The organism is Citrobacter sp. Cpo091, assembly GCF_030332645.1.
GTDB lineage: Bacteria > Pseudomonadota > Gammaproteobacteria > Enterobacterales > Enterobacteriaceae > Citrobacter > Citrobacter portucalensis.
The window spans coordinates 175,202-193,144 of sequence record NZ_JAOWHL010000017.1 but is presented as its reverse complement, the minus strand read 5'-3'; the positions used below and the strand labels follow the sequence as shown (position 1 = coordinate 193,144).

Below are 17,943 nucleotides of genomic sequence, written 5' to 3'. Positions count from 1 at the left end.
CTTTAGTGTTGTCCTTTAAATACTTCGGTACGCCTTAACGCAGCAGCGGATCCAGTCCACCACGCGCATCCAACGCATACAAGTCGTCACAACCACCAATGTGCTGTGCATCAATAAAAATCTGCGGAACCGTAGTACGGCCACTGCGCTTGATCATTTCTTCACGCTTCACGGCATCGCCGTCAATCGGAAGCTCCTGGAAACTCACACCCTTGCTGTTCAGGAGCGCCTTTGCGCGATGGCAAAACGGGCAGGTTGCTTTGGTATAGATCTCAATATTGGCCATGACTTATCTCCAGTGTTCTTTTTACCCTGCGGCATGAAAGAAGACGGGTAAATTACTTGCCGCGAACCAGTGGCAGATTCTCACCACTCCAGCCCGCTACGCCATCTTTCAGTACAGACACCTGCTCAAAACCGGCTTTGATCAGCGCAGTTGCTGAATCCTGGCACTGCATGCCTGAACCATCAACCACAATCACAGGTTTGTTTTTGTGTTTTTCCAGTTCGCCAAAGTTGTTGGCTTTGATTTCGCTCGGCAGCAGGTTCGTAGAGCCAGCGATATGACCTTTGCGGAAGTCGTCGCGCTGACGTAAATCCACGACAACGGCGTCTTCTTTATTGATGAGACGTGTGGCTTCTCCGCGCGTAATCACCTTCACTTTGGAAGTCAGGCTCTTAAACGTGGTAAATAATACAGCCGCCAGTAACGCAATCCAGGCGATACTCAATACAGGGTGGCGACTAACAAATTGCATAATTTCTTGCATGGGGGGTAACAACTCCCGACTCAGTGATTAAAAAAACCAGGAAAGGAGTATACCTGCGCGTTGACGCAAATACAGCCAGAGCGTGCATTGGATTGCATTTTTGCGGGGCGCTACGGAAAAAAAAACCTAAAACCACGCCCTCTGCGGCGCGCTCTGGTCGATTATTTGATCTTCCGGGGCTACTTTATCGATTCAGCTGTAGTAAAATTACGCAATTATTTTTATCTATTAAGTGTGAGGTTGTCGCAATGTCGGTTTCTAAAAAACCTATGGTACTGGTGATTCTGGATGGCTATGGCTATCGCGAAGACAGCCAGGATAACGCCATCTTTAATGCCAAAACCCCGGTAATGGATGCCCTGTGGGCAAAACGTCCGCATACCCTGATTGATGCGTCTGGCCTGGAAGTTGGCCTGCCCGATCGCCAGATGGGCAACTCCGAAGTCGGTCACGTCAACCTGGGCGCGGGCCGCATCGTGTATCAGGACCTGACCCGTCTGGATGTCGAAATTAAAGAGCGTACTTTCTTCGCTAACCCGGTACTGACCAATGCGGTCGACCAGGCAAAAAATAGCGGCAAAGCGGTTCACATCATGGGTCTGCTCTCTGCGGGCGGTGTTCACAGCCACGAAGATCACATCATGGCGATGGTAGAAATGGCTGCTGAACGCGGCGCGGAAAAAATCTATCTGCACGCTTTCCTTGATGGCCGCGATACCCCGCCGCGCAGCGCTGAACATTCACTGCAGAAATTCGAAGAGAAATTTGCCGCACTGGGCAAAGGCCGCGTAGCGTCCATCATCGGTCGTTACTACGCGATGGACCGTGACAACCGTTGGGATCGCGTTGAACAGGCTTATGACCTGATGACGTTGGCCAAAGGCGAGTTCCAGTTCGCTACGGCGGTTGAAGGCCTGCAGGCTGCTTATGCCCGCGACGAAAACGACGAATTCGTGAAAGCGACCGTGATCCGTGCTGAAGGCCAGGCTGAAGCCGCCATGGAAGACGGCGATACGCTGATTTTCATGAACTTCCGTGCTGACCGTGCGCGTGAAATCACTCGTGCGTTTGTTAACGCTGACTTCGACGGCTTCGCCCGTAAGAAAGTCGTTAACCTCAACTTTGTGATGCTGACCGAATACGCGGCCGACATCAAAACTGCGGTTGCTTACCCACCAGCATCTCTGGCTAACACCCTTGGCGAGTGGATGGCGAAGCACGACAAAACGCAGTTGCGTATTTCCGAAACCGAAAAATATGCGCACGTGACCTTCTTCTTCAACGGCGGCGTAGAAGAGCCGTTCAAAGGCGAAGACCGCATCCTGATCAACTCACCGAAAGTTGCGACCTACGATCTGCAGCCGGAGATGAGCTCTGCTGAGCTGACCGAAAAACTGGTTGCGGCGATTGAGAGCGGAAAATACGACACCATCATTTGTAACTACCCGAACGGCGACATGGTTGGTCATACCGGAGTGATGGAAGCAGCGGTTAAAGCGGTTGAAGCGCTGGATCACTGCGTTGAACAGGTCGCGAAAGCGGTTGAATCCGTTGGCGGCCAGTTGCTGATCACCGCGGACCACGGTAACGCAGAGCAGATGCGCGATCCGTCCACCGGTCAGGCGCACACTGCGCACACCAACCTGCCCGTTCCGCTGATTTATGTCGGTGGTAAGAACGTTAAAGCAGTCGAAGGCGGTAAACTTTCTGATATCGCCCCGACGATGCTGACGCTGATGGGTATGGAAATCCCGCAAGAGATGACTGGTAAGCCGCTGTTCATCGTGGAATAATCCCTCCCCATGAGGGGAAAGGCGATTAATACCATCACTCGGGCCGTGAAACCGCGTAAGTTTTCAGTCAGGCCCTTGTTCTACGCCAGCGCGCTTAGCGCTGGCGTATTGCTGTGCGCCTTTTCCGCCCACGCGGACGAACGCGACCAGCTCAAATCTATTCAGGCTGATATCGCGGCAAAAGAACGCGCGGTACGCCAACAGCAACAACAACGCGCCACCCTCCTCGCTCAGCTTAAAGCGCAGGAACAGGCCATCGCCGTTGCCGCAAGGCAGTTGCGCGAAACGCAAAACTCACTGGCGCAGCTGAATGCGCAAATCGCAGAGATGAACGCAGCACTCGCGAAGCTGGAAAAACAGCGGGCCGCGCAAGAACGCAGCCTGGCAGCCCAACTCGACGCAGCTTTTCGCCAGGGCGAACACACAGGCATTCAGCTCATTCTTAGCGGTGAAGAAAGCCAGCGTGGGCAACGCCTGCAGGCCTATTTCGGCTATCTGAACCAGGCGCGACAGGAAACCATCGCGCAGCTGAAACAAACCCGCGAAGAGGTCGACTCGCAAAAAGCCGAGCTGGAAGATAAGCAGAGCGAACAGCAGACGCTACTGTACGAACAGCGCGCTCAGCAGGCTAAGCTGGAACAGGCACGTAACGAACGCCAGAAAACACTTTCGAGTCTGGAATCATCGATTCAACAGGGTCAACAGCAACTGGGCGAAATGCGCGCCAACGAATCCCGTCTGCGCAACAGCATTGCTCGCGCCGAAGCCGCGGCCAAAGCGCGCGCGGAACGTGAAGCGCGCGAGGCGCAGGCCGTACGTGATAAGCAGAAGGATGCGTCACGAAAAGGCTCAACCTATAAACCGACCGAAAGTGAAAAATCACTGATGTCGCGTACCGGCGGTTTAGGTTCGCCACGCGGTCAGGCATTCTGGCCCGTTCGTGGTCCAACTCTACATCGTTATGGCGAACAGCTGCAGGGTGAGCTACGTTGGAAGGGTATGGTTATTGGTGCATCCGAGGGCACCGAAGTTAAAGCCATTGCCGATGGTCGCGTCATTCTGGCGGACTGGCTGCAGGGCTATGGCCTGGTGGTCGTCGTTGAACACGGTAAAGGCGATATGAGCCTGTACGGTTATAACCAGAGCGCACTGGTCAGCGTCGGTACGCAGGTTCGCGCCGGGCAGCCTATAGCACTTGTGGGTAGCAGCGGCGGTCAGGGCAGGCCGGCACTCTATTTCGAAATTCGTCGCCAGGGTCAGGCGGTCAATCCACAGCCGTGGTTGGGAAGATAAGTTTTGCCACAACAATTTCGTCGTCTACTACTCTCTCTCGCCAGTCTGCTGGCCTTCGCAACACCTGTATTTGCTGGCAAACTCGCCATCGTCATTGATGATTTCGGCTATCGCCCACACACTGAAAACCAGGTACTGGCGATGCCTTCTACCATCTCCGTTGCCGTTCTGCCTAACGCCCCACATGCGCGTGAAATGGCAATCAAAGCGCATAACAGCGGGCATGAAGTCTTGATCCATCTGCCAATGGCGCCGCTGAGCAAGCAGCCGTTAGAGAAAGACACGTTACGCCCTGAAATGAGCAGCGAAGAGATTGAGCGGATCATTCGCGACGCGGTAAGCAAAGTGCCGAATGCGGTCGGACTGAACAACCATATGGGCAGCGCGATGACCTCCAGTCTTTTCGGCATGCAGAAGGTGATGCAGGCGCTGGAACGCTACGACCTCTACTTCCTGGACAGCATGACCATCGGTAACAGCCAGGCAATGCGCGCAGCGTCAGGCACCGGTGTGAAGGTCATCAAACGCAAAGTCTTCCTGGATGACACGCAAAATGAAGCCGATATTCGCCGTCAGTTTAATCGTGCCGTCGAGCTTGCACGCCGCAACGGTTCCGCAATCGCCATTGGCCACCCTCACCCGTCTACGGTTCGCGTCCTGCAGCAGATGCTGTATAGCCTGCCAGCCGACATCACGCTGGTTCGCCCAAGCAGCTTGCTCAATGAACCACAGGTGGATACCTCCAAGCCAAACCTCACGCCACCGAAGAACGGTACGCCTGATGCTCCGCGTAATCCTTTCCGCGGGGTGAAATTATGCAAACCGAAACAGCCGTTAGAGCCGGTGTACGCCAGCCGCTTCTTCAGCGTGCTCGGCGAAAGCATCACCCAAAGCACGCTGGTGCAGTATATGCGCCTGCAGTGGCAGGGCTGGCAATAATCAGTCTTTACTATCCAGCGTTAAATGGGCCAGGCGGCGCGGCGTCAATGATTTATCGCGCCACTGGCTAAAACGGATAGCCCACAACAGCACCTGATAACCCAGCTTAACGCTGCAGATATTACTCACCATACGCTTGAACATACCCGATACAAATACTTCAGCAATCATGCGCTGGCGGATTTTCTCGTCCGGCTCTTTGCGTATGCAATGACAAACACGTAGCGCTTCGTAAATCACCTGCTGTTTGAATTCCGGGTAAATTGGAATACGTCCGGCGTAGTCGTGATTCATCTTATCCAGCAGACGGGTAATTTTGATGTAGTGGCGCTGGTAAGCGAGGTTTTTCAGCCCGGTGCGCGGCAGACGGCTAACAGATGCGCCGTGCAGGAAGTATTTGTACAGCGGGACTTCCGTGTAACGCGCGCGCTTCGCATTAAACATAAACTCCGTTGTCCAGATAATATCCTGGTGGTGCAGGCCAGACAGGAAGGTCAGCCCCGCGTCGCGGATAGTCTGATGACGATATACGCCCATCCAGACAACGTGCCGCCAACGGCGGCTGGCTAACGCTTTGCGTAACCAGTCTGGCCCGGTCATCACGCCGGTAGAACGAATACGATCGGTAGGAATGGATGCCCAGGTGTGGCCCGTCTCAGCAATACACCAGTCAGCGTTGCACTGCGCAACATCCAGGTTGTCTTTCAGCGCCATATTCATCAGCGTTTCATACATTTCCGGATAGGCAATATCATCGCCGTCTACGTACGCGATGTACTCCCCCCTGGCAACTTTCATACCGGTATTGCGCGCCGCAGAAACGCCCCCATTGCGCTGGTGCAGCAGATGAACGTGCGGATAACGATCCGCATAAGACTGAGCAAGCTCCGCAGAGTTATCCGTAGAGCCATCATTAACAATAATGATCTCCAGGTTCTTCCAGGTTTGCGCAATCAGTGAATCCATACACGCAATGAACGGCTCACCCGTGTTGTAAAGCGGCATAATGACGCTCAGGAGACCAGGGGTATAGGTCATATCAAATCCTGCCAAACAGTAGAGTTATCGGCACTTTTTAGCATATTAAGCGGTAGATTTTCAGAAAAAAATATTAATTCTTTAGCGGAAAATGCGCCGAGCAGGAGGAAGCAAAAAAGCCCCGGACGGTAATGATAATCAACATCCGGGGATAACACACAGAATCCACAGGGTGGATACGATTAATCCCAGCTCAGGATCACTTTCCCTGACTGGCCTGAACGCATCGCGTCAAAGCCCTGTTGGAATTCATCAATGGAGAATCGATGGGTGATGATCGGCGACAAATCCAGACCAGACTGGATCAGTGCAGCCATTTTGTACCAGGTTTCAAACATCTCACGACCGTAGATACCTTTAATAAACAGCCCCTTAAAGATAACTTTGGTCCAGTCGATGGACATATCAGATGGCGGAATACCCAGCATAGCAATACGGCCACCGTGGTTCATGGTGTCCAGCATGGCGCGAAACGCTGGCGGCGCCCCGGACATCTCCAGGCCCACATCAAACCCTTCGGTCATACCCAGTTCAGCCATCACGTCGGTCAGATTCTCTTTCGACACGTTGACCGCGCGGGTGATACCCATTTTGCGCGCCAGCTCAAGGCGATACTCATTAACGTCGGTGATCACCACGTGGCGTGCGCCAACATGCTTCGCGACCGCTGCCGCCATAATACCGATTGGACCCGCACCGGAAACCAGCACATCTTCCCCAACCAGATCGAACGACAGCGCCGTGTGCACTGCATTACCGAACGGATCGAAGATAGACGCCAGGTCGTCGGAGATATTGTCCGGGATTTTAAATGCGTTAAATGCCGGGATCACCAGGTACTCCGCAAAGCAGCCAGGGCGGTTTACACCGACACCGGTCGTATTGCGGCACAGGTGAGTACGTCCACCGCGGCAGTTACGGCAATGCCCACAGGTGATATGACCTTCGCCTGAAACGCGATCGCCGATTTTAAAGCCTTTAACTTCCTGACCGATGCCAACAACTTCGCCGACATATTCATGCCCAACGACCATCGGTACCGGGATGGTTTTTTGCGACCATTCATCCCAGTTATAAATGTGAACGTCAGTCCCGCAGATGGCTGTTTTACGGATTTTAATCAGCAAATCGTTATGACCGACTTCCGGTTCAGGAACGTCGGTCATCCAAATGCCCTCTTCCGCTTTCAGTTTGGATAACGCTTTCATTTCACATCCTCAGGCAATAACGCCCAGTTGTTTACCAATGCGTGTGAACGCCTCAACAGCACGCGTAATCTGCTCAGGGGTATGCGCCGCAGACATCTGGGTACGGATACGCGCCTGGCCTTTTGGAACCACCGGATAGAAGAATCCGGTAACGTAAATCCCCTCTTTTTGCAGCTCGCGGGCGAATGCCTGCGCCACTACTGCATCACCCAGCATAACCGGGATGATCGCGTGATCCGCACCGGCTAACGTAAAGCCTGCGGCAGACATTTGCTCGCGGAACTGACGTGCATTCGCCCACAGGCGATCGCGCAGGTCGCTGCCAGCTTCAACCATTTCCAGCACTTTAATGGAAGCCGCAACAATCGCCGGTGCCAGTGAGTTGGAGAACAAATAAGGGCGGGAACGCTGACGCAGCCACTCAACAACTTCTTTGCGCGCTGCGGTGTAACCACCGGATGCGCCGCCGAGTGCTTTACCCAGCGTACCGGTGATGATGTCCACGCGACCCATCACGTCACAGTATTCATGGGAGCCACGACCATTTTCGCCGACAAAACCGACGGCATGGGAATCATCAACCATGACCAGAGCGTCGTATTTATCCGCCAAATCGCAAACGCCTTTCAGGTTAGCGATTACCCCATCCATAGAGAACACGCCATCAGTGGCGATCAGGATATGACGAGCGCCCGCTTCACGCGCTTCTTTCAGGCGAGCTTCCAGTTCCACCATATCGTTGTTGGCGTAACGGAAACGTTTTGCTTTACACAGACGCACGCCATCAATGATAGAAGCGTGGTTCAGGGCATCGGAAATAATTGCGTCTTCTGCGCCCAACAGCGTTTCAAACAGGCCGCCGTTGGCGTCGAAGCAGGAAGAGTAAAGGATGGCATCTTCCATACCGAGGAATGCCGCCAGTTTTTGCTCCAGTTGCTTATGGCTGTCCTGGGTACCGCAAATAAAGCGAACCGAAGCCATACCAAATCCGTGAGAATCCATACCCGCTTTTGCCGCTGCAATCAGTTCCGGATGGTTAGCCAGTCCCAGATAGTTGTTCGCACAAAAGTTAATAACGTGGCTTCCATCCGCCACGGTGATATCCGCCTGCTGGGCAGATGTAATAATGCGTTCTTCTTTAAACAATCCTTCCGCACGTGCGGTTTCGAGATCGTTCGTTAACTGTTTGTAAAAATCCCCACGCATTTCAATTCTCCAGACTGGGCAAATTTCAGCACATATTACCCAAAGCTATACGTTGATACGAGATGACGCATCATCACTTCTTCAAAATGAAGCATAAATCACGTGTACCCGCACGGCTTATCGGTGAATGGCTGAAGCCTAAGCCATGTAGTGATATGATAGAAGTATTCGTGTCTGAGATTGTCTCTGACTCCATAATTCGAAGGTTACATTTATGATCATCGTTACCGGCGGCGCGGGCTTTATCGGCAGCAACATCGTTAAGTCCCTGAATGATAAAGGCATCACCGACATCCTGGTGGTGGACAACCTGAAAGACGGCACCAAGTTTGTTAACCTGGTGGATCTGAATATTGCTGACTACATGGACAAGGAAGACTTCCTGATCCAGATTATGGCCGGGGAAGATTTCGGCGATATCGAAGCGATTTTCCACGAAGGCGCATGCTCTTCCACCACCGAGTGGGACGGCAAGTATATGATGGACAACAACTATCAATACTCCAAAGAGCTACTGCACTACTGCCTGGAGCGTGAAATCCCGTTCCTGTACGCGTCCTCTGCCGCCACCTACGGCGGTCGCACTTCTGATTTCATCGAATCCCGTGAATATGAGAAACCGCTGAACGTCTACGGCTACTCAAAATTCCTGTTCGACGAGTACGTGCGTCAGATCCTGCCAGAAGCCAATTCTCAGATTGTTGGCTTCCGCTATTTCAACGTCTACGGACCGCGTGAAGGCCACAAAGGCAGCATGGCAAGCGTTGCTTTCCACCTCAACACCCAGCTTAACAATGGCGAAACGCCAAAACTGTTTGAAGGCAGTGAAAACTTCAAACGTGATTTCGTTTACGTAGGCGACGTGGCTGCGGTAAACCTGTGGTTCCTGGAAAACGGGGTTTCCGGTATCTTTAACCTCGGTACAGGTCGTGCGGAATCTTTCCAGGCCGTTGCCGATGCTACGCTGGCGTACCACAAAAAAGGCAGCATTGAGTACATTCCATTCCCGGAAAAACTGAAAGGCCGCTACCAGGCATTTACCCAGGCAGATCTGACGAACCTGCGCGCAGCGGGCTATGACAAGCCGTTTAAAACCGTCGCCGAAGGCGTCACGGAATATATGGCCTGGCTGAACCGCGACAACGCTACAAATTCACAAAATCATTCGAGCGGTATCAAGGCGGCAACTAAGTGAACCTCCGGGAGCTTACAAGAGTAAGTGACCGGAGTGAACGCAGGCAGCCAACGCAGAGACAGCTTGAAGGATGAAGTGAATGAAGATTTTGGTGGTTGGCCCGTCTTGGGTGGGCGACATGATGATGTCGCAAAGTCTCTATCGCACGCTCAAGGCGCGCTATCCCCAGGCGATAATCGACGTGATGGCACCTGCATGGTGCCGTCCGTTATTGTCGCGCATGCCAGAAGTCAACGAAGCTATCGCCATGCCGTTGGGGCACGGCGCGCTGGAGATCGGCGAGCGCCGTAAACTCGGCCACAGTCTGCGTGAGAAGCGCTATGACCGCGCTTATGTGCTGCCTAACTCGTTTAAATCAGCTCTGGTGCCATTCTTTGCGGGTATTCCCCATCGTACCGGTTGGCGTGGCGAGATGCGCTACGGTCTGCTGAACGATGCGCGCGTACTGGATAAAGACGCATGGCCACTGATGGTCGAGCGCTATGTGGCTCTGGCTTATGATAAAGGCGTGATGCTGACGGCCAAAGATTTGCCGCAGCCTCTGCTATGGCCACAGTTGCAGGTCAGCGAGGGTGAAAAATCGCTAACCTGTAGCCAGTTCTCCCTTTCAGCCGAACGCCCCATCATCGGTTTTTGCCCAGGTGCGGAATTTGGTCCAGCAAAACGCTGGCCACATTACCACTACGCAGAGTTGGCGAAGCAGTTGATCGATGAAGGCCATCAGATTGTGCTGTTTGGCTCAGCAAAAGACCATGAAGCTGGCAATGAGATCCTGGCAACGCTGAGCACTGAACAGCAAGCCTGGTGCCGTAATCTGGCGGGCGAAACACAGCTGGAACAGGCCGTCATTCTGCTCGCCGCCTGCAAAGCGGTCGTCACCAACGATTCTGGATTAATGCACGTGGCCGCAGCACTGAACCGTCCACTGGTCGCATTGTATGGTCCAAGCAGCCCGGATTTTACGCCCCCGCTTTCCCACAAGGCACGTGTCATTCGCCTGATCACGGGGTATCACAAAGTGCGTAAGGGCGATGCGGCAGAAGGCTATCACCAGAGCCTGATTGACATCACACCCCAGCGCGTACTGGAAGAACTCAACGACCTGTTGTTACAAGAGGAAGCCTGACGGATGCGGGTTCTGATCGTTAAAACGTCGTCTATGGGCGATGTACTGCATACGTTGCCCGCATTAACCGATGCGCAGCAGGCTATTCCGGGTATTCAATTTGATTGGGTGGTGGAAGAAGGGTTCGCTCAAATCCCCTCCTGGCATTCAGCCGTTGACCGGGTTATTCCAGTAGCGATCCGTCGCTGGCGTAAAGCCTGGTTTTCAGCGCCGATAAAAGCCGAGCGTAAAGCGTTTCGTGATGCGGTGCATTTACAGCATTATGACGCGATAATCGATGCGCAGGGTTTGGTTAAGAGCGCCGCGTTGGTGACACGTCTGGCACGTGGCATCAAGCATGGTATGGACTGGAGCACAGCCCGCGAACCGCTGGCGAGTCTGTTTTATAATCGCAAACATCACATAGCCAAACAGCAGCACGCGGTAGAACGTACGCGTGAATTGTTCGCCAAAAGCCTGGGATATGTTAAACCGCAGTCGCAGGGTGATTACGCTATTGCGCAGCATTTTATGAATGAACATAAGGCTGATGCAGGCCAGTATGCTGTATTTCTGCACGCCACGACACGTGATGATAAGCACTGGCCAGAAGCCAACTGGCGGGAGCTGATTGGCCTGTTAAATAATACCGGCATCCATATTAAACTGCCCTGGGGTGCCCCTCATGAAGAAGCGCGCGCCAAAAGGCTGGCAGAAGGGTTTCCCTATGTTGATGTCCTGCCGCGAATGAGTCTGGAAGATGTGGCTCGCATTCTGGCGGGGGCAAAGTTTGTGGTGTCGGTTGATACAGGATTGAGCCATTTAACCGCCGCGTTGGATCGCCCTAATATTACGTTGTATGGCCCAACGGATCCCGGACTGATTGGGGGATATGGGAAGAATCAATACACACAGCAAAGCCATTCCGGAAAATTGCAGGATCTGGATGCTAACTTAGTCAACATATCGCTAGTTGATAATAATTTGCTCTAACTTTAAGAGATGAACCATGCTTCGCCAACACATGTTTTCTCGCTTTATTTATAGTATAAAAAATAATCCATTCGATTTTATATACTTCTTATTTTACGCTGGGATCCTGGCAACGCTTGCGATGGTGCTGGTCAATCCAGATGAAGCGCTGAAGGTATTTATTTTCTCCACGGCGCTATCTCTACCGCTTATAGGAAAAAATATAAAACATGTGTGCAGTAACAAACAAAACCTGGTTTTACCTGTTATGTTGTTGCTCTTCGGTTTACTCCAGATTATTTGGGTAGAAATATTTAAACAGCCAGGATCTGCTTTTACCGGAGCCTATAGGTCATACCAGAACGGTGGCAAAGTGATGATTTTTGCCGCACTGGTTATGACCGCTTTGGCATCGCGAGAGCCATGTGCCAACAAAACTCGCATCACCAGTATCTGGACGATTCTTACAGCAATAGGCCTGTATCTTTTCGCAGGCTACGAGGTCGCCGGGGCACCAGATATTATGACCTACCGTGTTGCGCTGGGCTTTGAACACCAAACCGGCACAGCCTACGCTCTGACGCTAATTGCATTATTAGCCTCTCAGGCCATTATTAATCTGCGTCTAAAACACACCGTTGCACTCTATCTGTTACATTTTTTGATATCGCTGGCAGTCATCATCACAACGCAAACTCGAGCTGCTATTTTGGTATACCCGATCCTGAGTGTCGGCCTATTCCTGATGTACTATCGTCACAACCGCACTATGCTATTAAGGGCACTGCTGGGTTTTGTAATACTGGTGGGGGCTGCTGCAATCCCCTTAAAACCAATCATTGAAAGCCGCTATCAGAACTTCCTGGTTGATCTGCACTCTTATAATCAAAACAATAGTAATACTTCTATCGGCGCGAGACTGGCGATGCAACGGGCAGGTATTGAAGCCGGGAAAGTGCACCACTGGGGACAGTCACTCGAACAACGCGGAGCAGAAATTCAGCGACTTGCGGTGCAGGACACCTCGCTGCAAGGGGCACTTGAGTTCATTAACGTCCACCTGCATAACGAAATAGTTGATACCTTCTCACTAAAAGGCATCCCTGGTGTTGTTGTGCTACTCTTGCTCTATACTGCCATGTTTTTAATAGCTTACTGGCAACGTAGTCCTCTGTTGTTCGTCGTCTCAAGCGCTATCGCAGTCTATGGCTTGAGTGATTTATTATTGTATGCCAAAGGTGAAGCCCTGAGCAGCGTGCTGGCGTTATGTGTAGCAGCAGTACTGAGCTCGAGTCCAACAAGAGAACGATGCCATGGTTAACGCTTCCGGTTATTTACTGAGCATTATTATACCTACATACAACAACGCTGAACTCATCACAGCGACGTTGGCGTCTATACATCAGAGCATCACTGATGATGTGGAGATAATAATTGTTAATGATGGCTCTACGGATTTAACCGAAGAGCGTATAAATGCGTTTTACCGTGAAAAAGATTGTCATAATGTTAAATATATAAGTCAAAAAAATCAGGGTGTTGCAATCACCCGCAACGTTGGGCTTGCTCATGCGACAGGGAAATATATTGGCTTTGTAGACAGTGATGATATTGTCTGCCAGAATTATTTTACAATTCTCTTGCCTAAGTTAAGAGACGAAAAATATGACATCATCGAATTTAACTTAACTCGAGATATAAACAATTTGTATAAGAACGCGCCGAAAATGGAAAACAACATTACCCAGCGCGAAATAACCTTATCAGATGACAATTACGCCCCTCTATTACCAACATTCAAGGCAGGGCAATGGCATCTGATGACAAAAATCTTTCACCGCAATATCATTGGTAGCGATAAGTTCGAGGAACATCATCGCTACGAAGACATGATTTTTTGCCCATTCCAGTATTTTAAATGCCATAAGATTCTAAAAATCGAGAATAAGTTATATTACTACCGAGTAAACGATAAAAGTATTACCGAGAACATTATTGATAGTGACGCTGACAGCATCTTCTTTGCTATGCGAAAAATGTATAACTATATTAATGAAAATAGATCCAAGCGTACTGTTGCGACATTTATGATTATCAATTGCTTTCTCGAAGGACGTAAACTTTTACGCAAGAAAAAAGGTTATTATCGCTATAGCGAGAGTATGCTAAATGACATTCAGAATGCACTTGCATGCTGCGATACGAAAATCGTCAAGAAGAAAATAATTCTGAAAATGAAATATCCCCATATCGATCGTTCTATTTCTGAAACAAGATATAAGATAATATCTGCTTGCAAAAGCTTATTCTTGCGAAAGGGATTTTAACATGTTTGAAAAAGTTGACCGGATTCTTATTTGCAAGCTCAAGTTTTATGGGGATGTTCTGCTAACTACACCTGTTATTGCCAGCATTCGGGCTCGTTATCCGCAAGCTAAGATCGATTTGCTGCTCTATAAAGATACCAAAGCAATCTTAGCCGCCCATAAAGATATCAATAATTTTTATCTGATTGAGAAAAAGCAAGGCCTGCTGTCAACAGTGAAAAATTACCTTTCAGTGCGTCAAAAACTGAAGAAAAATCACTACGACCTGATCGTTAACCTCACCGAACAATGGCCGATCGGCGCTCTTATAGCCTCTTTGCGTTGCCCTTCAATTGCTTTTGAGCGCGAAAAAGATCAGTGGAACCGACTTTTTACGCGAGTAACGCCATCCATTGGAACGCATATTGTTGAACAAAATTTATCTATTCTAAAAGGTATTGGGTTTAGCGAAACAGAACTGAAGAAAGAGATGTCTCTTTGTTATCGCCCTGACGACTATCAACATTTAGTTACCCTACTCCCGGAATTGCCTTCACAAAAATATGTCGTTATTCAACCCACTGCCAGACAAGAGTTTAAATGCTGGGGCGATGAAAAATTTGCGCATGTTATAGACCACCTTCATCGGCGTGGTCTGCATGTTTATCTTACCTGTGGGCCAGCGCTAAGTGAGCAGCAGCAGGTTCAGCGCATTGCTGAACTGTGTCAATCTTCCCCTGATCTGACGCTGGCAGGTAAAACCACCTTTTTGCAGTTGGCTGCATTGATCGATCATGCAGTTCTGTACATTGGCGTCGATTCTGCTCCTATGCATATGGCAGCGGCGCTAAAGACACCGCAGGTCTGCCTGTTTGGCGCCACCAATTATCAACAGTGGAAGCCATGGTCGGATAAAGCTTTATTGATTTGGGCTGGCGATTATCATCCGATGCCTTCTCGAGATGAACTCGACAGATCTAAAAAATATCTAACATGGATACCGGAGCAAGCTGTGATTGACGCTATCGATAAGGTACTTCATGATAGTGACAATATAAAAGGTAATGAGAAAGCATAAATGGACAGCAAAAAAAACGTTATTAACATTGCTTACTGTACAGATGCCAATTATCTGGAATATGTAGCAGTGTCCATTATGTCTGTCATAATGAACAACCCGGGGCAGGATCTGTCATTCTTCGTCTTTGTCTATGACGTTACAGATGAAGAAATCAATAAACTACGTTCTACCAGTGATAAAATTCAGGTTATCAATATCGATAAGGAAGAGATTGAAAAGTATAACAATGACTTTGCAATCAAACACCTGAACCGTTCTACCTATATGCGTCTGGCCGTACCGCGCTTACTTAAGGATAAGGTTGAACATTTTATCTATTTAGATGCTGATACACTATGTTTTGATAAGCTCAATGATATTAACAGCATTGATATTAGCAATGTCATTTGCGCTGTCAGCCATGATTCTCTCGATATTCATGATACAAAAAATGCCAAACGTCTGAGCCTTAATACTGGTCATTATTTCAATGCTGGTTTTTTATATATTAACATTGAAAACTGGATCAAGTATGACATTGAAAATAAAGCAAACACAGTGTTATTTGAACAAGGTAAATCCTTACCTTACTTTGATCAGGATGCACTGAACATCGCAATGAACGGTAACGTTAAATTTATTGATAAGCGATGGAATTTCTTATTTAACTGGTTCACAGACCAGCAAAAAGATACCTTTTTTTATCAAAAAGATAGCTTACCTCGAATTATTCATTTCACCGGTGGAAGGAAACCCTGGTATAAAGAACATACTGGGCTTTCACAGCAACTTTATCTTTTCTACCATCATTTCACACCATGGCGAAACACAGAAATGCGTTCTTACGCTCCACGTATGAGACCTACTGATTATCGGGTCTATTCACGCCAGGAAGCTAAAAAAGGGAATTATTACGCCTCATTTAAATGGTATTTGAAATACCTTAAGACTAAATTACGTTAATAAAAAACTCCCTTACGGGAGTTTTTTTACTTACTTTTTAATTTTTCACGCAAATAACCAATATAACTGATTACCGAGGTGAAATACTTCCCTTGTAATCTTTCATGGCGTGATTTCTTTTTATACTGTTTTGGCGTTCTGGCTGGTAGCAGTGGAACATCCGCCCACGGCGAAGCTTTCCAGGCTTCAACAAAGTACTGTGCAGAGGGATAGTCAGCCCATGAATTCCATGGTTTAGTTACACCTATATAATGGATAAGAATCGTTTCAGGCGTTATATACTCTTTATATTTTGAAAGGTTCTTGCTTTTTAATTCTTGCTTAATACCATAGATAGCATTAAATCTTCTTTCCAGAAAAAATACTTTTTTAAAGAAAAGAATATTCAAGACATCCTGATCTGGAAATGAAAGTTTGTTATTTTTGTCTAATAAGATATCAAAAGCTGCATTGATAAAATTCTGCTCTTTCCACTTTTTCAGGTTTGCAAATATGACACCTGAATTAAAATAATCTTTATTTATCTCAATATCTCTGGCAGGGCTATCATCCACATCAGTAATTACCGCTGCAACATATTCTCCAAGATCAATCTGCGTGAGTTCAAAAAGTGAACCTTTGCACATCACATCCGCATCAATGTATAAAAGTGAATCAATTTTCTCACCAAGATATTCAAAGGCAATAAATCTGAAGTACATTGCGTGTGACCAAGCGTGGCCACTTGGTAAAACCTTTAACCCATTAGCATCCATAACATAAATTGAGATGTTTGTGGAAAATTGCTCTGCTAATTTAGAAATCCGCTGCTGGTAATCAGCATCAATGTAGTCAGTAAAAAGATGAAAATGGATATTTAAATCTTTATTATTCAATAGTACCGATGTCATCGAAATTGCAGCACCAAACATAAAATTCCTGTCAACACCCCAGGCGATGTTAAGTTGTATTTTTTGTTCGGTCGGCGCTTGATTAAACTCAAGTATCTTTTTTATAGACTGATGACAATCAAAGTTCATTCGCTACACCTATTTAATCTATTATCAATAAGTTATTGTTTCTATATTCAATATGCTTTTGAATTGTTTAACTTATTTTTTATATACATTACATGACTAAGTACCGAGCGAATATATTTACGCTGCACTCTTTCATGCCGTGACTTACGTTTATACAACTTTGCCGTATTTGCATTTAACAAGGATTGTTCCGCCCATGCGGATTTTTTATATGCTTCGATGAAGAATTTAGCCACCGGATATTTAGCCCATGTATGCCATGGCTTAGTAACACCGACATAATGGATTAAAACAGTATCATCTGTAATATAATCCTGATAAATCTTATCGTTTTTGTTTTTTAGTTCCTGATCCACACCATAAATACAGTTAAAATCTCTTCTCAGGAAAATCACATTCCCTACAAATAATATATTTAACACATCCTGGTCAAAATATAGAAGTTCCTTTTGACGTTTTTCTAAAATAGAAAATGCTTTGGTCAACAGCTTCTGTTCACGCCACACTTCGAGATTAGCAAATACCACGCCAGAGTTAAAGTAACCGTTACTCAGTTCAGGAATACCGAGTCTATTACCGGATTTAATACGCACTTCATCAATATCATTAATAACAGCGGCATATTCTCCACAGAAATTAATCTCGGTAAGCTCGCGGAGAGATCCTTTGCAAATAACATCTGCATCAAGATACAGTACGGAGCTTAAGTCTGTGCTTAAATATTCAAATGCGAAATAACGATAGTACATTGCATAAGTCCATGCTTTTGTACTCGGTAAGTCACGAAACGCCGCGTTATCGAACACAAGAACCGTCACAGTCGTACTATACATTTGGGTCAGGCGTTTTACACTCTCCAGATAATCGTCATCTATATAGTCTGTTGCTATATAAAAGTGAATATCAATATCAGGGTTATTCACTAATACTGAGGTCATTGAAATGCCAGAACCAAATAAAAAATTACGGTCGACACCATACGCAACACTTAGTTTTTTACTCTTCTCATGCGTAGAGCTGTCTATGACGTGTTTTTGAATAACTAGCTTCTGGAAATCAATGTTCATAATAAAATG

17 protein-coding genes are annotated in these 17,943 nt (G+C 48.1%); 10 read left to right on the top strand and 7 right to left on the bottom strand.

Translation table 11 applies throughout. The features are described from left to right. Positions 1 to 34 precede the first annotated feature (34 nt). A complete protein-coding gene (grxC, locus tag OGY04_RS01020; RefSeq protein WP_003024152.1) occupies positions 35 to 286 on the bottom strand; it encodes a glutaredoxin 3 in 252 nt (83 codons plus the stop codon). Between the two features lie 52 nt (positions 287 to 338). Further along, positions 339 to 770, bottom strand: a complete 432-nt coding sequence (locus OGY04_RS01015) for a rhodanese-like domain-containing protein (RefSeq protein ID WP_003024148.1) — start codon at positions 768 to 770, stop codon at positions 339 to 341. Between the two features lie 248 nt (positions 771 to 1,018). Here OGY04_RS01015 and gpmM point away from each other — a divergent pair, with 248 nt between their 5' ends. The 3 genes from gpmM to OGY04_RS01000 are packed head-to-tail and all read left to right on the top strand — an operon-like array spanning position 1,019 to position 4,795. Next, complete coding sequence (gene gpmM / locus OGY04_RS01010; protein WP_003827325.1) at positions 1,019 to 2,563, top strand: 2,3-bisphosphoglycerate-independent phosphoglycerate mutase; 1,545 nt, start codon at positions 1,019 to 1,021, stop codon at positions 2,561 to 2,563. Between the two features lie 33 nt (positions 2,564 to 2,596). After that, entirely contained in the window at positions 2,597 to 3,856 is a 1,260-nt protein-coding gene (gene envC, locus OGY04_RS01005) for a murein hydrolase activator EnvC (protein WP_231587333.1), read from the top strand. 3 nt (positions 3,857 to 3,859) lie between these two features. Further along, positions 3,860 to 4,795, top strand: coding sequence for a divergent polysaccharide deacetylase family protein (locus tag OGY04_RS01000; protein ID WP_048227316.1), 936 nt, complete (start codon positions 3,860 to 3,862; stop codon positions 4,793 to 4,795). Here the strand turns inward: OGY04_RS01000 and OGY04_RS00995 are convergent, their stop codons facing one another. The 3 genes from OGY04_RS00995 to kbl form a co-directional block, all read right to left on the bottom strand. Then, entirely contained in the window at positions 4,796 to 5,833 is a 1,038-nt protein-coding gene (locus OGY04_RS00995; RefSeq protein ID WP_048215306.1) for a glycosyltransferase, read from the bottom strand. A 182-nt stretch (positions 5,834 to 6,015) separates the two neighbouring features. Then, the gene (tdh, locus tag OGY04_RS00990; RefSeq protein ID WP_003024132.1) at positions 6,016 to 7,041 is read right to left on the bottom strand and encodes an L-threonine 3-dehydrogenase; all 1,026 of its coding nucleotides are present in this window, start codon (positions 7,039 to 7,041) and stop codon (positions 6,016 to 6,018) included. Between the two features lie 9 nt (positions 7,042 to 7,050). Then, positions 7,051 to 8,247 (bottom strand): glycine C-acetyltransferase, encoded by a 1,197-nt coding sequence (kbl, locus tag OGY04_RS00985; RefSeq protein WP_003827313.1) that lies wholly within the window; start codon positions 8,245 to 8,247, stop codon positions 7,051 to 7,053. A gap of 214 nt (positions 8,248 to 8,461) precedes the next feature. On the opposite strand from kbl, the gene rfaD reads away from it, so the two are divergent. The 7 genes from rfaD (at position 8,462) to OGY04_RS00950 (ending at position 15,848) form a co-directional block, all read left to right on the top strand. After that, positions 8,462 to 9,442 carry an ADP-glyceromanno-heptose 6-epimerase gene (rfaD, locus tag OGY04_RS00980; protein WP_048227317.1) on the top strand — a complete coding sequence of 327 codons (981 nt, stop codon included), beginning with the start codon at positions 8,462 to 8,464 and terminating at the stop codon, positions 9,440 to 9,442. A 79-nt stretch (positions 9,443 to 9,521) separates the two neighbouring features. Continuing rightward, the gene (gene rfaF, locus OGY04_RS00975) at positions 9,522 to 10,568 is read left to right on the top strand and encodes an ADP-heptose--LPS heptosyltransferase RfaF (protein ID WP_071446339.1); all 1,047 of its coding nucleotides are present in this window, start codon (positions 9,522 to 9,524) and stop codon (positions 10,566 to 10,568) included. Positions 10,569 to 10,571: 3 nt separating this feature from the next. After that, the gene (rfaC, locus tag OGY04_RS00970; protein ID WP_286584615.1) at positions 10,572 to 11,540 is read left to right on the top strand and encodes a lipopolysaccharide heptosyltransferase RfaC; all 969 of its coding nucleotides are present in this window, start codon (positions 10,572 to 10,574) and stop codon (positions 11,538 to 11,540) included. Positions 11,541 to 11,556: 16 nt separating this feature from the next. Continuing rightward, on the top strand, positions 11,557 to 12,840 hold the full coding sequence (locus OGY04_RS00965; protein WP_286584612.1) for an O-antigen ligase family protein: 1,284 nt from the start codon (positions 11,557 to 11,559) through the stop codon (positions 12,838 to 12,840). Beyond that, positions 12,833 to 13,846, top strand: coding sequence for a glycosyltransferase family 2 protein (locus OGY04_RS00960; RefSeq protein WP_286584611.1), 1,014 nt, complete (start codon positions 12,833 to 12,835; stop codon positions 13,844 to 13,846). Before OGY04_RS00965 ends, OGY04_RS00960 begins: the two co-directional genes overlap by 8 nt. A gap of 1 nt (position 13,847) precedes the next feature. Further along, positions 13,848 to 14,903 carry a lipopolysaccharide core heptosyltransferase RfaQ gene (gene rfaQ / locus OGY04_RS00955; protein ID WP_286584609.1) on the top strand — a complete coding sequence of 352 codons (1,056 nt, stop codon included), beginning with the start codon at positions 13,848 to 13,850 and terminating at the stop codon, positions 14,901 to 14,903. Further along, positions 14,904 to 15,848 (top strand): glycosyltransferase family 8 protein, encoded by a 945-nt coding sequence (locus tag OGY04_RS00950; protein ID WP_208743620.1) that lies wholly within the window; start codon positions 14,904 to 14,906, stop codon positions 15,846 to 15,848. Positions 15,849 to 15,874: 26 nt separating this feature from the next. Here the strand turns inward: OGY04_RS00950 and OGY04_RS00945 are convergent, their stop codons facing one another. After that, the gene (locus OGY04_RS00945) at positions 15,875 to 16,867 is read right to left on the bottom strand and encodes a glycosyltransferase family 8 protein (protein ID WP_286584605.1); all 993 of its coding nucleotides are present in this window, start codon (positions 16,865 to 16,867) and stop codon (positions 15,875 to 15,877) included. A 47-nt stretch (positions 16,868 to 16,914) separates the two neighbouring features. Further along, positions 16,915 to 17,934: a glycosyltransferase family 8 protein gene (locus OGY04_RS00940; RefSeq protein WP_182315594.1), complete on the bottom strand. Its 1,020-nt coding sequence runs from the start codon at positions 17,932 to 17,934 to the stop codon at positions 16,915 to 16,917. Positions 17,935 to 17,943 lie beyond the last annotated feature (9 nt).

Excerpts from the sequence above, each read along its gene's own strand:
- grxC (WP_003024152.1), bottom strand. The coding sequence starts at position 286 with ATGGCCAATATTGAGATCTATACCAAAGCAACCTGCCCGTTTTGCCAT.
- OGY04_RS01015 (WP_003024148.1), bottom strand. The coding sequence starts at position 770 with ATGCAAGAAATTATGCAATTTGTTAGTCGCCACCCTGTATTGAGTATC.
- gpmM (WP_003827325.1), top strand. The coding sequence starts at position 1,019 with ATGTCGGTTTCTAAAAAACCTATGGTACTGGTGATTCTGGATGGCTAT.
- OGY04_RS00995 (WP_048215306.1), bottom strand. The coding sequence starts at position 5,833 with ATGACCTATACCCCTGGTCTCCTGAGCGTCATTATGCCGCTTTACAAC.
- tdh (WP_003024132.1), bottom strand. The coding sequence starts at position 7,041 with ATGAAAGCGTTATCCAAACTGAAAGCGGAAGAGGGCATTTGGATGACC.
- kbl (WP_003827313.1), bottom strand. The coding sequence starts at position 8,247 with ATGCGTGGGGATTTTTACAAACAGTTAACGAACGATCTCGAAACCGCA.
- rfaD (WP_048227317.1), top strand. The coding sequence starts at position 8,462 with ATGATCATCGTTACCGGCGGCGCGGGCTTTATCGGCAGCAACATCGTT.
- rfaF (WP_071446339.1), top strand. The coding sequence starts at position 9,522 with ATGAAGATTTTGGTGGTTGGCCCGTCTTGGGTGGGCGACATGATGATG.
- rfaC (WP_286584615.1), top strand. The coding sequence starts at position 10,572 with ATGCGGGTTCTGATCGTTAAAACGTCGTCTATGGGCGATGTACTGCAT.
- OGY04_RS00965 (WP_286584612.1), top strand. The coding sequence starts at position 11,557 with ATGCTTCGCCAACACATGTTTTCTCGCTTTATTTATAGTATAAAAAAT.
- OGY04_RS00960 (WP_286584611.1), top strand. The coding sequence starts at position 12,833 with ATGGTTAACGCTTCCGGTTATTTACTGAGCATTATTATACCTACATAC.
- rfaQ (WP_286584609.1), top strand. The coding sequence starts at position 13,848 with ATGTTTGAAAAAGTTGACCGGATTCTTATTTGCAAGCTCAAGTTTTAT.
- OGY04_RS00950 (WP_208743620.1), top strand. The coding sequence starts at position 14,904 with ATGGACAGCAAAAAAAACGTTATTAACATTGCTTACTGTACAGATGCC.
- OGY04_RS00945 (WP_286584605.1), bottom strand. The coding sequence starts at position 16,867 with ATGAACTTTGATTGTCATCAGTCTATAAAAAAGATACTTGAGTTTAAT.
- OGY04_RS00940 (WP_182315594.1), bottom strand. The coding sequence starts at position 17,934 with ATGAACATTGATTTCCAGAAGCTAGTTATTCAAAAACACGTCATAGAC.